This is a genomic window from Pseudomonas sp. xss_2 (assembly GCF_043104195.1).
Lineage (GTDB): Bacteria > Pseudomonadota > Gammaproteobacteria > Pseudomonadales > Pseudomonadaceae > Aquipseudomonas > Aquipseudomonas urmiensis.
Genome location: NZ_JBICKL010000092.1, coordinates 1 through 14,618, shown reverse-complemented (window position 1 = coordinate 14,618; position 14,618 = coordinate 1). Strand labels below are relative to the sequence as shown.

General features: G+C 61.6%; 12 protein-coding genes and 1 pseudogene. 4 read left to right on the top strand and 9 right to left on the bottom strand.

Translation table 11 applies throughout. The features are described 5' to 3' along the window. Nucleotides 1-35: 35 nt before the first annotated feature. Together ACF8K2_RS23630 and hutC are read right to left on the bottom strand one after the other, a co-directional pair. Entirely contained in the window at nt 36-608 is a 573-nt protein-coding gene (locus ACF8K2_RS23630; protein WP_186557627.1) for a HutD family protein, read from the bottom strand. Next, nucleotides 605-1,315 (bottom strand): histidine utilization repressor, encoded by a 711-nt coding sequence (hutC, locus tag ACF8K2_RS23625; RefSeq protein WP_264235823.1) that lies wholly within the window; start codon nt 1,313-1,315, stop codon nt 605-607. The genes ACF8K2_RS23630 and hutC overlap by 4 nt, the downstream gene beginning before the upstream one ends. Nucleotides 1,316-1,457: 142 nt before the next feature. Here hutC and ACF8K2_RS23620 point away from each other — a divergent pair, with 142 nt between their 5' ends. Beyond that, nucleotides 1,458-2,822, top strand: coding sequence for a formimidoylglutamate deiminase (locus tag ACF8K2_RS23620; RefSeq protein WP_392467951.1), 1,365 nt, complete (start codon nt 1,458-1,460; stop codon nt 2,820-2,822). Between the two features lie 89 nt (nt 2,823-2,911). Here ACF8K2_RS23620 and ACF8K2_RS23615 read toward each other — a convergent pair whose 3' ends face one another. Both ACF8K2_RS23615 and bamE read right to left on the bottom strand, forming a co-directional pair. Continuing rightward, on the bottom strand, nt 2,912-3,481 hold the full coding sequence (locus tag ACF8K2_RS23615) for a lipocalin family protein (RefSeq protein WP_392467949.1): 570 nt from the start codon (nt 3,479-3,481) through the stop codon (nt 2,912-2,914). Then, on the bottom strand, nt 3,478-3,732 hold the full coding sequence (gene bamE / locus ACF8K2_RS23610; RefSeq protein ID WP_079230016.1) for an outer membrane protein assembly factor BamE: 255 nt from the start codon (nt 3,730-3,732) through the stop codon (nt 3,478-3,480). The genes ACF8K2_RS23615 and bamE overlap by 4 nt, the downstream gene beginning before the upstream one ends. Before the next feature lie 223 nt (nt 3,733-3,955). Between bamE and ACF8K2_RS23605 the strand changes: the two are divergent. Together ACF8K2_RS23605 and ACF8K2_RS23600 are read left to right on the top strand one after the other, a co-directional pair. After that, nucleotides 3,956-4,987: pseudogene (locus ACF8K2_RS23605) on the top strand (cache domain-containing protein); the annotation flags it as partial. 24 nt (nt 4,988-5,011) lie between these two features. Further along, the gene (locus tag ACF8K2_RS23600) at nt 5,012-5,842 is read left to right on the top strand and encodes a methyl-accepting chemotaxis protein (RefSeq protein WP_392467953.1); all 831 of its coding nucleotides are present in this window, start codon (nt 5,012-5,014) and stop codon (nt 5,840-5,842) included. Between the two features lie 129 nt (nt 5,843-5,971). Here the strand turns inward: ACF8K2_RS23600 and ACF8K2_RS23595 are convergent, their stop codons facing one another. From ACF8K2_RS23595 to ACF8K2_RS23585, 3 genes are all read right to left on the bottom strand, one after another. Next, a complete protein-coding gene (locus ACF8K2_RS23595) occupies nt 5,972-6,568 on the bottom strand; it encodes a DUF924 family protein (RefSeq protein WP_264235630.1) in 597 nt (198 codons plus the stop codon). A gap of 3 nt (nt 6,569-6,571) precedes the next feature. Beyond that, nucleotides 6,572-7,582, bottom strand: coding sequence for a class 1 fructose-bisphosphatase (locus tag ACF8K2_RS23590; RefSeq protein ID WP_186557622.1), 1,011 nt, complete (start codon nt 7,580-7,582; stop codon nt 6,572-6,574). 299 nt (nt 7,583-7,881) lie between these two features. Further along, on the bottom strand, nt 7,882-10,332 hold the full coding sequence (locus ACF8K2_RS23585) for a glycogen/starch/alpha-glucan phosphorylase (protein WP_312151349.1): 2,451 nt from the start codon (nt 10,330-10,332) through the stop codon (nt 7,882-7,884). A 186-nt stretch (nt 10,333-10,518) separates the two neighbouring features. Between ACF8K2_RS23585 and ACF8K2_RS23580 the strand changes: the two genes are divergently transcribed. Then, the gene (locus ACF8K2_RS23580) at nt 10,519-10,923 is read left to right on the top strand and encodes a YkgJ family cysteine cluster protein (RefSeq protein WP_264235632.1); all 405 of its coding nucleotides are present in this window, start codon (nt 10,519-10,521) and stop codon (nt 10,921-10,923) included. 142 nt (nt 10,924-11,065) lie between these two features. Here ACF8K2_RS23580 and typA read toward each other — a convergent pair whose 3' ends face one another. Both typA and thiI read right to left on the bottom strand, forming a co-directional pair. Continuing rightward, entirely contained in the window at nt 11,066-12,886 is a 1,821-nt protein-coding gene (gene typA, locus ACF8K2_RS23575) for a translational GTPase TypA (RefSeq protein WP_312151350.1), read from the bottom strand. A gap of 128 nt (nt 12,887-13,014) precedes the next feature. Next, nucleotides 13,015-14,469 carry a tRNA uracil 4-sulfurtransferase ThiI gene (gene thiI / locus ACF8K2_RS23570; protein ID WP_392467944.1) on the bottom strand — a complete coding sequence of 485 codons (1,455 nt, stop codon included), beginning with the start codon at nt 14,467-14,469 and terminating at the stop codon, nt 13,015-13,017. Nucleotides 14,470-14,618 lie beyond the last annotated feature (149 nt).

The following is a 14,618-nucleotide window of genomic DNA, read 5'->3' as shown; positions in this document are numbered from 1 at the left end:
CGATGGGCTGCAAAGCGGCCCTGGTAATCGTTATCTCAGCGCGCAGTCAGCTCAATCAGGCAAAACCGCCCCTGCACATCCAACCCCAGCAAGCCATCATTGCCTTCCAGCCGCAGGCAGTCGTACAACCCCAGGCTCTGCGACTCATGCCCGGCCAGCCCGACTTCGACATGATTGCTGCCAGCAAACAGCAACACCGTCGGCGCCGAACTGAATAACCGGCTACTGCCATCGAACCACTGCAAGCGCGCCCGATAGCGCTGCGGCGCATAGATCAGGTTGAAATCCCTGATAGGGCCACCCAGCAGCTTGCAGCTGACCTGGCTCTCGCCATTGAAGGCGAAGGCATCGAAGCTAAGTAGCGGTCGGCTAGCCTGGCCATCGACCAACAAGCGCATGCCGTCGCCTTGCAGCACGGTGATGATCCGCTGATAACCGCTGAAGCTTGAGAAACCGCCAGACTCTTCAATATCGGCAATCGACAGGCGCCAGCCAAATCCTTCCAGGCTATCGCCCGCGTCGCGGGCAATCTCCTCGGTGAAACCGCCGCCGTTCTTCCACGGCATGCGTGGGTAGTCGCGGGCACGCAACAACTGCAACTGGCTCATTTGCTGAAACGTCCTTCCAGGCGATGACGGGAGCCGGGGTGGATCAATCGCGCAGCCGTAACTGGCTGGCGACCGGACCAGGTACGCCGGCGAATCAACAGGCACGGCTCGCCAGGTTCGATCTGCAGCAAACGGCACTCTTCGGGCTCGGCAAGAATGGCTTCGACCACGTGCTCGCCCTCGGTCAGCGGAGCGACTTGGGACAAGTAGGCGTAGGGCGTCTGCCGGGTGAAGTCCTGGCTCAGGTAATCCGGGGCGATCAGGGCGTTGACGTAACGGTCTTCGATCTGCACCGGGATGCCGTTCTCGTAATGCACGATCAGCGAATGGAACACCCGCTGACCTTCGCGCATGTCCAGCGCCAGGGCGCGCTCGGAGCCTGCCGCTTCTTCGGCCAGGGTAATCACTTGGCAGCTATGCTGATGGCCACGGCTGGCGATCTCGTCGGCGATGTTGTTGACCTCGAACAGCGCCGAACGGGTCTTGGGTTCGGCAACGAAAGTGCCCACCCCTTGCATGCGCACCAACAGGCCATCGGCGGTCAGTTCGCGCAGGGCGCGGTTGATCGTCATGCGGCTGAAGCCCAGCTGACTGACCAGCTCGCTCTCGGAGGGCACCCGGTGGTGGGGCGGCCACGTGCCGTTTTCGATCTGCTGGATGATCATCTGTTTGACCCGGGCGTACAGCGGCGCCGGCCCTTCGCCCATCTGGGCCACCAGCGCGGAGACAGGAGGTGTCGGCACGGCTTTTATCCTTGTGCGGTATGAGTGAACGGTAGCTTGCCGGAGTTTACCGGGCAGGCAAACGCCTGTATATGTATATACAAGCTAACAAGAACAGGAAAAACCCATGCCCGTCTTCTTCGCCGAGCGCGCACTGCTGTCCACTGGCTGGGCGCGCAACGTCCGTCTTGAGGTCGCCGCCGATGGTCGACTGTCCAGTCTCCAGGCCGACGCCTCGGCCGAGGGCGCCGAGCGTCTGGCCGGCCCGCTACTGCCGGGCATGCCCAACTTGCACTCGCACGCCTTCCAGCGCGCCATGGCAGGCCTGGCTGAGGTGGCGGGCAATCCCAACGACAGTTTCTGGACCTGGCGCGATCTGATGTACCGCCTGGTCGGTCGGATCAGCCCGGAGCAACTGCAAGTCATCGCCCGCCAGCTGTACATCGAAATGCTCAAGGCCGGCTACACCTCGGTGGCAGAGTTCCACTACGTGCATCACGACCGCGATGGCCAGGCGTATGCCGACCCCGCCGAGCTGTCCCGGCGTATCAGCGCCGCCGCGAGCAGCGCCGGGATTGGCCTGACGCTGCTGCCGGTGCTGTATAGCCATTCGGGCTTTGGTGGCCAGGCGCCCAATGACGGCCAGCGCCGCTTCATCAACTCAAGCGAACAATACCTGCGCTTGCAGGAGCAGCTAAAGCCGCTGTTGGCCGCTCAACCAGCACAACAGCTAGGCCTGTGTTTCCACTCCTTGCGCGCGGTGACCCCGACGCAGATTGCCGGTGTCGTGGCGAACGGTGACCAGGCCTGCCCGATCCACATCCACATCGCCGAGCAACAAAAGGAAGTCGACGATTGCCTGGCTTGGAGCGGCGTGCGTCCGCTGCAATGGCTGTATGAACATGTCGATGTCGACCGCCGTTGGTGCCTGGTGCATGCCACCCATGCCGAGCCAGATGAAGTTCGCGCCATGGCTCATAGCGGCGCGGTGGCCGGGTTGTGCCTGACCACCGAAGCGAACCTTGGGGACGGGATCTTCCCTGCGGTGGATTACCTGGCCCTAGGTGGCCGCATGGGGATTGGCTCGGACAGCCATGTATCGCTCAGCGTTGTCGAGGAGCTGCGCTGGCTGGAGTATGGCCAGCGGCTGCGTGACCAACGACGTAATCGGCTGTACCGGGGCGATCAACCGAGGGTTGGCAGAACCCTCTACGATGCCGCGCTCAGCGGTGGCGCGCAGGCGCTGGGGCAGCCGATTGGCGAGCTCAGCGTGGGCAAGCGCGCCGACTGGCTGGTGCTCGATGGGCAGGATCCGTATATCGCTACCGCCGAGGGCGACGCCATTCTCAACCGCTGGCTGTTTGCCGGCGGTGATCGCCAGGTGCGCGATGTGATGGTCAACGGGCAGTGGGTGGTGCGCCAGGGGCGGCATGCGCAGGATGAGGAGAGTGGGCGAGCATTCGTCGAGGTGCTGCGCCAACTGTTGGACTGATTGGACGCAGCACCACCGCTATCGCGGGGCAAGCCCGCTCCCACGCTATCTATCTAGACAAGCGTGAGAGCGGGCTTGCCCCGCGATGACTACCTGGCGGCGATATCCCGATCCGCCACCCGCCAAATCAAGCGATTGGTGTCATACCCCTGCTGGCGCGCCTTGGCCAACAGATTCTCACGCTGCCACGCCGGCAGCGATGGGGTGCGCGACAGAATCCACAGGTACTTGCGATCAGGGCTGCTGACGATGGCCGTGCGGTAATGGGCATCCACATACAGCACCCAGTACTCACCCTTGGCCACGCCCGGCGCCAGGCGGGTAAACCAGTTATCGAATTCGACCCATAGCTTGTCGGTGTGCCCCGCTTCCTGCGGCTTGGCATTGCCTTCGGCACGAATCCACTCGCCATCGAGCATCCGGCAGCGGTTCAACACACCAAGGGTGCCATCGGGCTTGGCGTTGTAATGCGCCTCGGACTGGGCACAGTCGCGCTGGAAGTACATCGGCAGGCGCGCCAGCTCATACCATTTGCCCTGGTAGCGCTTGAGGTCTACCGCGCCAGCCGTCTTCGGCGCCAGCGGGTCGACGCTGGAGCTGGCACAGCCGCCCAACAGCAGCGCCAGGCAGACGCCCAGCAGTAGGCTCAACCGCCTCATTTGAGGCCCTGCCCGGAGTACATCAGCACCTTGTCCGCCGCGTACTGCACGCTGATGAAGCTCTTCTCGTCACCCCAGGTGCAGCTGCTCATGCCCAGCGCTCCGGAGCATTCGGTTGGCGTACCCAACAGTTGCTCGACCTCGGCCTTGTTCATGCCGGCCTTGAGCTTGGAATAGTTTTCCTGATTGATCTTGCTGCACGCAGTCAGGACGACGCACAAGGACAACAGGGCGAGGGAACGCAACGACATGAAGGGACACTCCTGGGACATGGGGCTCAGGCGAGGCGCCTGTGGAGAGCTTAGAAGGCAAAAAGCCTCCTCGGTTCCCTGCCCTGGGTGCTTTGACCCCCTGCCATTGGTCGACTGGTTCGCAATTGATTAATGTTTTACCCGCGCAGGTCGACACAGCTTCCAGCGGTGTGGCCGATTGCCGCACCCTCCCTTCGACGTGCTTCCCTGCGCAGACTTTGCCATGACCAACAACCTCAAGTTCAGCCACAAGATCCTGCTGGCCGCTGCCCTCGTGGTGGCCGTTGCCTTTACCTGCTTCGTGCTGTTCAACGATTACCGACAACGCCAGTCCCTGCGTAGCGATACCGAGTCGACCCTGCAGGACCTGGGCAACCTGACTGCCGGCAACATCCGTAACTGGCTCGACAGCCGTATCCAGCTGCTCGACACCTTCGCCCAGCAGATTGCCGTCGACGGCAAGCCTGGCCTGGACCGCGCCCTGGCGCTGCCGGTGTATGCCAGCAACTTCCAGCTCACCTACTTTGGCGGCCAGGACGGCAGTATGCAGTCGGTGCCGGTAGGCAACCGCGCCGCTGACTACGATCCGCGCGTGCGCGGCTGGTACAAAGCCGCCAGCGCCGCCAACCAGACCATCGTCACCGAGCCGTACATCTCGGCCTCGGCCGGCAAGCTGGTGATCACCCTGGCTAGCCCCGTGCAGCAAGGCGGCCGACTGATTGGCGTCAGCGGCGTAGACACCGACCTGCAGACCATCAGCAACCTGATCAACGCGCTGGACTTCGACGGCAGTGGTCACGCGTTCATCGTCAATGGCGAAGGCAAGATCCTGATTCATCCCAAGGGAGAGCTGGCGCTCAAGAGCCTCGCCGATATCTACCCGACCGACACCCCGCGCATCGGCAGCGGCCTGAAGGAGGTCGAGTTCGAGGGGCGCAAGCAGTTCATCAGTTTCACCCATGTCGACGGCGTGCCGTCGGCTGACTGGTACGTGGCGCTGGTCCTCGACCAGGACGCAGCCTTCGCCATGCTCAGCGAACTACGTACCTCGGCAGTGGTGGCGACGCTGATCGCGGTAGTGGCGATCATCGCCCTGCTGGGCCTGCTGATCCGCGTCTTGATGGAACCGCTGCACATCATGGGCCGCGCCATGCACGACATAGCCCAGGGCGAAGGCGACCTGACCCGGCGCCTGACCATCCACGCCCAGGACGAGTTCGGCAGCCTCGGCCAGTCGTTCAACCGCTTCGTCGAGCGCATCCATGAGTCGATCCGGGAAGTGTCCTCGGCCACGGGCCAGGTCAATGCGGTGGCGAGCCAGGTGATTACTGCCTCCAACGCCTCGATCCACAATGCCGACCAGCAGTCGAGTCGCACCAGCAGCGTTGCCGCAGCGATCAACCAGCTTGGTGCCGCCGCCCAGGAAATCGCCCAGAACGCCGCGCTCGCCTCGCAGCACTCAAGCGATGCGCGCAACCTGGCCGAGGATGGCCAGCAGGTGGTCGGCCAGACCATCGAGGTGATGAACCAGCTCTCGGCGCGGATCAGCGATTCGTGCGGCAACATCCAGACGCTCAACTCGCACACTGCCAACATCGGTCAGATTCTCGATGTGATCAGCGGTATTTCCCAGCAGACCAACCTGCTGGCACTCAATGCCGCCATCGAAGCCGCTCGTGCCGGCGAGGCTGGGCGTGGGTTTGCCGTGGTCGCCGACGAAGTGCGCAACCTCGCGCATCGCACGCAAGAGTCGGCGCAGCAGGTGCAGAGCCTGATCGAAGAGCTGCAGGCAGGCGCCCAGGTGGCGGTCAGTACCATGAACCAGAGCCAGCAACAGAGCGAGCACAGCGTGGGCATCGCCAACCAGGCCGGTGAGCGCCTGGGCAGCGTGACCCAGCGCATTGGCGAGATCGACGGCATGAACCAGTCGGTAGCGACTGCCACTGAAGAGCAGACAGCCGTGGTCGAGTCGATCAATGTCGACATCACCGAGATCAATACGCTGAATCAGGAGGGGGTGCAGAACCTGCAGAGCACCTTGCGCGCCTGCAATGACCTGGAGCACCAGGTGGACCGCTTGAAGCAGTTGGTGGGCAGTTTCAGGATCTGATCCGGCAACTGCTGGTATCAGCTGGATCATGCGTGGGAGCGGGCTTGCCCTGCGATGGCGAGGGTGAATTCACCACTACTATTGCGGGGCAAGCCCGCTCCCACGTTCGATCCAAACGATGGTGCGCCCTTAGAACCTGGAGCCAGGTTCGAGGAGAAAATCCATCTCTTCACTGGTACTAGGGCGCCCCAGCATCAGGTTGCGATGCGGGAAGCGCCCGAACCGGGCAATCACCCGCTGATGCTGTTCGGCATAATCCAGAAAACCTTCGAACAACCGGCGGTTAGCCTCAGGTTGTTCTTCGAGCAGCGTCTGGTAACGCTCGACGCTCAGGTTCTGCCAATCGAGCACCTCGGCATGCTCCAGCACCAGCAGCACGAACACGCGCTGGATCGGCAGCAGCTGGTAATCCCAGCCTTTCTGCAAGCCCTGCATCGCCACCACTTGGGCACGGCGGTCGCCTTCGAAGGCCAGCGGCGTGTCGCGATGGATCATGCGCGGCAGCTGGTCGAGCAGCAGGATCAGCCCCAGCCAGCCCTGCGGGCTCTGCTGCCACTCATCCAGGCCACCGGCCAAGGCTTGCTCGCATAGATCGCCGAAGCGCTCGCGCGCTTCGTCGTCATGGTGCTTGCCAAACCACAGCGTACTCTTCTCGTCAGCCACGGCCTGGGCACTGGTGCCCCAACCGAACCACCATTCCAACAACGGCTGCCAAGGTGCGAGCATGACTTACTCCTTGTGGTAGGCGGTGACGCGCTCCACCTCTTCCTTCGAGCCAAGGATTACCGACACGCGCTGGTGCAGGCTTTCTGGCTTGATGTCGAGGATACGCTCGTAACCGTTGGTGGAGGCTCCGCCGGCCTGCTCGATGATGAACGACATCGGGTTGGCTTCGTACATCAGGCGCAGCTTGCCCGGCTTGCTCGGCTCGCGGGCATCGCGCGGGTACATGAACAGGCCGCCACGGGTCAGGATACGGTGCACGTCGGCCACCATCGAGGCGATCCAACGCATGTTGTAGTTCTTCTTCAGCGGGCCGGTCTCACCTGCCAGCAGCTCGCCGACGTAACGCTGCACCGGGGCTTCCCAGTGGCGTTGGTTGGACATGTTGATGGCGAACTCGGCGGTGCTGGTCGGCACCTGGATGTTTTCGTGAGTCAGGACGAAGCTGCCCAGCTCGCGGTCCAGGGTGAAGCCCTTGACGCCATTACCCAGGGTCAGGATCAGCATGGTCTGCGGGCCATAGATCGCGTAACCGGCGGCGACCTGCTCGGTGCCAGGCTGGAGGAAGGCGTTCTCGTTGAGGGTTTCGTTCTGGCTCAGGTATTCGTTGGGGCAGCGCAGCACCGAGAAGATGGTGCCGACCGAGACGTTGACGTCGATGTTCGACGAACCGTCCAGTGGGTCGAAGACCAGCAGGTAGGCGCCTTTGGGGTATTTACCGGGGATCTGGTAGGCATTGTCCATTTCTTCGGACGCCATGCCGGCCAGGTGACCGCCCCATTCGTTGGCTTCGAGCAGGATCTCGTTGGAGATCACGTCGAGCTTCTTCTGCACTTCGCCCTGCACGTTTTCGGTGCCCATGCTGCCCAGTACGCCGCCCAGGGCGCCTTTGGACACGTTGTGGCTGATCTCCTTGCACGCACGCGCCACCACCTCGATCAGGAAGCGCAGATCGGCAGGGGTATTGTTGCTGCGGGTCTGCTCAATCAGATAGCGACTCAGGGTAACGCGGGACATGTATGGCTCCGAAAAGGATAGGGGGAGAAAAACCCCCGCAGTTTACAGGGAGAGTGACGGCCTAGCGAGTAAAGAGACGCGCCTGGCGGATCAGACGGTAGATTGGGGGTTGAGTTCATTGGCTGCAGGGCCGATGGTCGGTGGGGGCCTCATCGCGGGGCAAGCCCGCTCCCACGCAGCCATGAGCGACGCATGACAGCCACAGCCGCTGCGTAGCAGCGGCTGCGTGGGAGCGGCTGCGTGGGAACGGCTGATAGTAGCTGCTGCGTGGGAGCGGGCTTGCCCCGCGATAGCATGGCTCAATCCAACGCCTTCCAGATTTCCGTCGCATACTCGCGAATGGTCCGATCCGACGAGAACCAGCCCATCCGCGCAGTATTGAGCACCGCCATGCGCCACCATTCCTGCGGCTTGTGCCAAAGCTCCTCGACCCGGCGCTGGGCATCCCAGTAGGCATCGAAGTCGGCACAGACCAGGAAGCGGTCATGGGCGATCAGCGAATCGATCAGGTGCACATAGCGCGACGGATCATCCGGCGAGAACACCCCACTGCGAATCGCTTGCAAGACATCCCCCAGACGATGGGAAGCGGCAATCGCCGCATTGGCACCGAAATCCCCTGCCCGCTTGCGCGCCTCGACCTGCTGTGCGGTCAGGCCGAAGATGAACATGTTTTCCTCGCCGACCTGCTCACACATCTCGACGTTGGCGCCATCCAGAGTGCCGATGGTCAGCGCGCCGTTGAGGCCGAATTTCATGTTGCTGGTACCGGACGCTTCATAGCCGGCGGTGGAGATCTGCTCGGAAAGGTCCGCCGCCGGAATGATGCTCTCGGCCAGGCTGACGTTGTAGTTGGGCAGGAACACCACCTTGAGCAAACCGCGCACAGTCGGGTCGTTGTTGACCACCCGGGCGATGTCGTTGGCCAGCTTGATGATCAACTTGGCCTGGTGATAACTGGCCGCCGCCTTGCCGGCGAAGATCTTCACCCGCGGCACCCAGTCGGTGCCAGGCTCAGAGCGCATCGCCTGATACAGCGCCACGGTGTGCAGCAGGTTGAGCAACTGACGCTTGTATTCGTGGATGCGCTTGACCTGAACGTCGAACAACGCCTCCGGATTGACCGTCACCCCCAGGCGATCCTGAATGATGCTGGCCAGCGCGCGCTTGCTATGCAGGCGCTGGGCGGCGAACTGCTTGCGAAACGCCGGCTTGTCGGCGAATGGCGCAAGGTTGGTCAGGCGTGTTTCCGAATCGTCCAGCACCTCTGCCCCCAGCGACTCGATGAGCATGCTGGTCAACTGAGGGTTGGCTTGGTACAGCCAACGACGGAAGGTGATGCCGTTGGTCTTGTTGTTGATCCGCTGCGGGTACAGCTTGTGCAATTCGGCGAACACCGTGCTCTTCATCAGCTTGCTGTGCAGTGCCGACACGCCATTGACGCTGTGCGAGCCGAGGAAAGCCAGGTTGCCCATGCGCACCCGTCGGCCGTTGTCTTCTTCGATCAGCGACACCGCGCGCAGCACGTCGAAGTCGTGCAGGCCTTTGGCCCGCAACGCATCGATATGGTAGGCGTTGATCAAATAGATGATCTGCATGTGCCGCGGCAGCATGCGCTCCATCAAGGCGACCGGCCAGGTTTCCAGCGCTTCCGGCAACAGGGTGTGGTTGGTGTAGGCCAACGTGCCGACTGTGACTTCCCAGGCTTTTTCCCACGGAATTTCATGCTGGTCGACCAGTAGCCGCATCAGCTCGGCCACAGCGATCGAGGGGTGGGTGTCGTTGAGCTGGATCGCCGCAGCGTCTGGCAGGTTGAGCAGGGTATCGTGCATGTTCAGGTGCCGGCGCAGCAAATCCTGCAGCGAGGCGGAAACGAAGAAGTACTCCTGGCGCAGGCGCAACTCCTGCCCAGCTTCAGTGCTATCGGCCGGGTACAGCACCCGCGAGATACTTTCGGCCCGCGCCACTTCCGCCACCGCCCCTAAATGGTCGCCGGCATTGAAGCGTTCCAGATGCAGCTCTTCCAGCGCCCGCGCACGCCACAGGCGCAGGGTATTGACGCTGGCACCCCGCCAGCCGACCACCGGCGTGTCGTAGGCCACCGCCCGCACCGTCTCGCCCGGCCACCAGACCTGGCGCTGCTGGCCGGCGCTGTCTTGCACGGTTTCAACGCTGCCGCCAAAGCTGATCGGGTAGATCACCTCGGCGCGCTCGAACTCCCAGGGGTTGCCGAAATCCAGCCAGTTTTCGGTCTGCTCCTGCTGCCAGCCATCGACCACCGCCTGGCGGAACAGGCCGTGCTCGTAGCGGATGCCATAGCCATGCGCGGCAATGCCGAGGGTCGACATGCTTTCCATGAAGCAAGCCGCCAAGCGGCCCAGGCCGCCATTACCCAGCGCCGCGTCGGGTTCGAGCAGACGGATTCGCTCAAGGTCGACATCCAGCCCATCGAGCGCTTCCCGGGCAATATCCAGCAGCCCGAGATTGCTCAGGCTGTCGAACAGCAAACGGCCAATCAGGAACTCCAGGGAGAGGTAATAGACGCGCTTCTGGCTGCGTCGATAGGCCTGTCGGGTGTGATCCATCCAGTGGTCGACCATATGGTCGCGCGCGGCCAGGGCGATGGCCTCGAACCAGTCATGATCGAAGGCGTGCTCCGGGTCCTTGCCGACCGCGTAGGTCAGCTTGGCCAATACAGCGGCACGAAATTCGGCCACCTCGGCGTCACGTGCTTTAGGTTCCTGGGACATGCGGCATCCTCGGGCAAGTTGACGAAAGCGGAGGGAGATTGTTGAGACTAGACCCTTCGACAGGGAGTGACAGTTCCCGTTCGCAGTTTTCATGCCCATAACGGCAATCGGGCAAAAGGTTGTTCACAAATTGAACAACTCCGGTATGATCGCGCGCCCCAAGACCGTGATCTGCCCCCCATAACTATGAAACCGACCCTGATTGCCGCGGCCGAAGTCGACCGCCTGGAAACCTGGCAGCGCTATGCCAGCCATATGTGCGGGGGCTGCCATTCGACCTGCTGCACCCTGCCTGTTGAAGTGAAGATCAAAGACCTGATCCGTATTGGCGTGGTGGATGAGTTCGAAAAGGACGAGCCGCCCAAGAACGTCGCCAAACGCCTGCAGAAGGAAGGCATCATCGAACGCTTCAACCAGAAGTCGGGGATCTTCACCCTGACCCGGATGAGCAACGATGACTGCATGTATCTGGATCGTAAAAGCCGCCTGTGCACCATTTATGACAAGCGCCCGGATACCTGCCGCAACCATCCCAAGGTCGGGCCGCGGCCGGGATACTGCGCTTACAAGCCCAAAGCCGTTACGCGCTAATAGCAGGACTGCCTGTTAGCACGCCGAGCTTACTGCGTGAGCGCGGGCTTGCCCCGCGATTAGCCCTCTGACTGACACCCCGCACAAACAAAAACGCCCCCGGCCTTTCGACCGGGGGCGTTTTCATTCAGCCTGAGCTAACTCAGTTCTTGGCTTTCTTGGCAGCGCGGGTACGCTCGCCTTCGTCCAGGATCTTCTTGCGCAGACGGATCGACTTCGGCGTGACTTCGCACAGCTCGTCGTCCTGGATGAATTCCAGGGCCTGTTCGAGGGTGTGGCGAACTGGCGGAACCAGGGCGATGACTTCGTCCTTGCCCGAAGCACGCATGTTGTCGAGCTTCTTGCCTTTGGTCGGGTTCACGCCCAGGTCGTTGTCACGGCTGTTCAGGCCGATGATCTGACCGTTGTAGATCTCTTGGCCGTGCTCAACGAACAGCTTGCCACGAGCCTGCAGGGTTTCCAGCGAGTAGGTCAGAGCCTTGCCAGTCTCGACCGACACCAGAACGCCGTTCAGACGGCCGGACATCTGGCCCGACTTCATGGTGTCGTAGCGATCGAAGATCGAGGTCAGGATGCCTGCACCGTTGGTCAGGGTCAGGAACTGGTTACGGAAACCGATCAGACCACGAGCTGGAATGTTGTACTCCAGGCGAACACGGCCTTTGCCATCCGGAACCATGTTGGTCAGGTCGCCTTTACGCAGACCCATCTCTTCCATGACCTTGCCCTGGGATTCTTCAGGGATGTCGATGGTGACGTTCTCGAACGGCTCCTGCTTGACGCCGTCGACTTCGCGGATGATCACTTCAGGACGGCCTACGGCCATCTCGAAACCTTCACGACGCATGGTTTCGATCAACACCGACAGGTGCAGTTCGCCACGGCCCGATACCTTGAACTTGTCAGGGGAATCGGTTTCCTGAACGCGCAGAGCAACGTTGTACAGCAGCTCTTTGTCCAGACGGTCCTTGATGTTACGGCTGGTGACGAACTTGCCTTCCTTGCCGCAGAACGGCGAGTCGTTGACCTGGAAGGTCATCGAAACGGTCGGCTCGTCAACGGTCAGCGGCTTCATCGCTTCTACCGCGTCAGGAGCGCACAGGGTGTCGGAGATGAACAGCTCATCGAAACCGCTGATGCAGACGATGTCGCCCGCTTGGGCTTCTTCGACGTCGATGCGGTGCAGACCGTGGTGGCCCATCAGCTTGAGGATACGGCCGTTACGCTTCTTGCCGTTGGTGTCGATGGCGACGACCGGGGTGTTCGGCTTGACGCGACCACGGGCGATACGGCCAACGCCGATAACACCGAGGAAGCTGTTGTAGTCCAGTGCGGAGATCTGCATCTGGAACGGACCTTCACGGTCGACAGACGGCGCTGGTACGTTGTCGATGATCGACTGGTACAGCGGGGTCATGTCTTCGGCCATGTCGGTGTGGTCCAGACCGGCGATGCCGTTCAGGGCCGAGGCGTAGACGACTTTGAAGTCCAGCTGTTCGTCGGTAGCACCGAGGTTGTCGAACAGGTCGAAGATCTGGTCCAGAACCCAGTCAGGACGCGCGCCCGGACGGTCGACCTTGTTGATCACGACGATTGGCTTCAGGCCTGCTTCGAAAGCCTTTTTGGTCACGAAGCGGGTTTGCGGCATCGGGCCGTCTTGGGCATCGACCAGCAGCAGCACCGAGTCAACCATCGACATTACACGCTCAACCTCGCCACCGAAGTCGGCGTGGCCGGGGGTGTCGACGATGTTGATGTGGTAGCCGTTCCAGTTGATGGCGGTGTTTTTCGCCAGAATGGTAATGCCGCGCTCTTTTTCCTGGTCGTTGGAGTCCATCACGCGCTCGTCGTTGAGCTCGTTACGCTCCAGGGTGCCGGACTGGCGCAGGAGTTTGTCGACCAGGGTGGTTTTACCATGGTCAACGTGGGCGATGATGGCGATGTTACGCAGATTTTCGATCACAAATGTATCTCGATCAGAGGATTCGGTTTGCTGCCCAGTCTAGGCAGCCAATATGAAGGTAAAAGGCTCAGCGGGCCCATTGGTCGGGAGGGCGATGGCGGATGCTGCCGCCATACAGCCCTGGCGTCTTATGCCGGACGATAAACACGCACATTGGCATGTCCCTCACTGAGCAGGTGATGCGCATGCAGGCGGCTCATGACGCCCTTGTCGCAATAAAGAAGGTACTGACGATTGCCATCGAGGTGCTTGAAGCGGCTGTTGATGGCATAGAAAGGCATGACTTGGACCTCGACGCCGTCGATCATCAGCGGTTCGTCTTCCTGGGCATCGGGGTGGCGAATATCGATGACGATCTGGCCAGGCAGGGCTTCGCCCACTTCCTCGACCTGAATGTCCTGGCCCAGCTCGTCGATAACGTGGTCGATCGAGATGAAACGGGCACGCTCCAAGGCGCGCTCGAGTACCTGCATGTCGAACTGGTTTTCTTCGTGCACGACCCGGTGCGGTTTGGCACAGGTGGTCGGGTTCACCGAGATCACGCCGCAGTATTCTGGCATGTGCTTGGCGAACTCGGCGGTACCGATCTGATAAGCGGTGTCGATGATGTCCTGCTTGTGGCTGGCCAACAGCGGGCGCAGTACCAACTTGTCGGTGGCCTGGTCGATCACTGCCAGGTTTGGCAGGGTCTGGCTGGACACCTGGGAGATCGCCTCGCCGGTGACCAGGGCGTCGATTTCCAGACGGTCGGCGATTTTCGCCGAGGCGCGCAACATCATGCGCTTGAGGGTGACGCCCATGTAGCTGTTGTCGACCTTGCCGAGAATCTCGCCGACCACTTCTTCGAACGGCACGCTGATGAACAGCACGCGCTGGCTGCTGCCGTATTTCTTCCACAGGTAGTGGGCAACTTCCATCACCCCCAGCTCGTGGGCACGGCCGCCGAGGTTGAAGAAGCAGAAGTGGGTCATCAGGCCGCGGCGCATCATCTGGTAGGCGGCCACCGTGGAGTCGAAGCCACCGGACATCAACACCAACGTCTGCTCCAGGGCGCCCAGCGGATAGCCGCCGATGCCCTGGTGCTGGTTGTGGATCACGTACAGGCGCTGGTCGCGGATCTCGATGCGCACCATCACTTCTGGGGTCTTCAGGTCGATCCCGGAGGCGCCGCACTGCTGGCGCAGTTGGCTGCCGACGTAGCGATCGACGTCCATCGAAGTGAAGTCATGGTGGCCACCGCGCTTGCAGCGTACGGCGAAGCGCTTACCCGCCAGTAGGTGACCGAAGTGCTGCTTGCACTTCTCGACGATATCGTCGAAGTCGCCCAGCGGGTACTCCTCCACTTGCAGGAAGTGGGTGATCCCCGGCATGCAGGACAGGCGCTCGATCATCTCGCGCTGGACTTTTTCGTCTTCGACGCGGGTGACCACTTCGAGGTTGTCCCAGACACCATCGACCTTCAGCTCAGGGTCCAGATCCTTGAGCACATTGCGAATGTTCTTCGCGAGCTGACGGATGAAGCGCTTGCGCACCGGCCGGCTCTTGATGGTGATTTCTGGGAAGACTTTGACGATAAGTTTCATGGGTAAACAGCGCGCCCAGGGCCTGCCGAAAATGAGGGGCGCGAATTATAGCGGAAATTGCTCAGGATTTGACCAACTTTTGTACAGAAGGTTTGACTTTCTCTGCCAAGCCCTGTTTTACAGGCCTGCAGCTATCGCGGGGCAAGCCC

Bases quoted from the DNA above. Each gene is read 5' to 3' on its own strand.
- ACF8K2_RS23590 (WP_186557622.1), bottom strand. From the start codon at position 7,582: ATGTCCCGCGTTACCCTGAGTCGCTATCTGATTGAGCAGACCCGCAGC.
- ACF8K2_RS23630 (WP_186557627.1), bottom strand. From the start codon at position 608: ATGAGCCAGTTGCAGTTGTTGCGTGCCCGCGACTACCCACGCATGCCG.
- thiI (WP_392467944.1), bottom strand. From the start codon at position 14,469: ATGAAACTTATCGTCAAAGTCTTCCCAGAAATCACCATCAAGAGCCGG.
- hutC (WP_264235823.1), bottom strand. From the start codon at position 1,315: ATGGGCGAAGGGCCGGCGCCGCTGTACGCCCGGGTCAAACAGATGATC.
- ACF8K2_RS23580 (WP_264235632.1), top strand. From the start codon at position 10,519: ATGAAACCGACCCTGATTGCCGCGGCCGAAGTCGACCGCCTGGAAACC.
- ACF8K2_RS23585 (WP_312151349.1), bottom strand. From the start codon at position 10,332: ATGTCCCAGGAACCTAAAGCACGTGACGCCGAGGTGGCCGAATTTCGT.
- ACF8K2_RS23620 (WP_392467951.1), top strand. From the start codon at position 1,458: ATGCCCGTCTTCTTCGCCGAGCGCGCACTGCTGTCCACTGGCTGGGCG.
- ACF8K2_RS23595 (WP_264235630.1), bottom strand. From the start codon at position 6,568: ATGCTCGCACCTTGGCAGCCGTTGTTGGAATGGTGGTTCGGTTGGGGC.
- bamE (WP_079230016.1), bottom strand. From the start codon at position 3,732: ATGTCGTTGCGTTCCCTCGCCCTGTTGTCCTTGTGCGTCGTCCTGACT.
- ACF8K2_RS23615 (WP_392467949.1), bottom strand. From the start codon at position 3,481: ATGAGGCGGTTGAGCCTACTGCTGGGCGTCTGCCTGGCGCTGCTGTTG.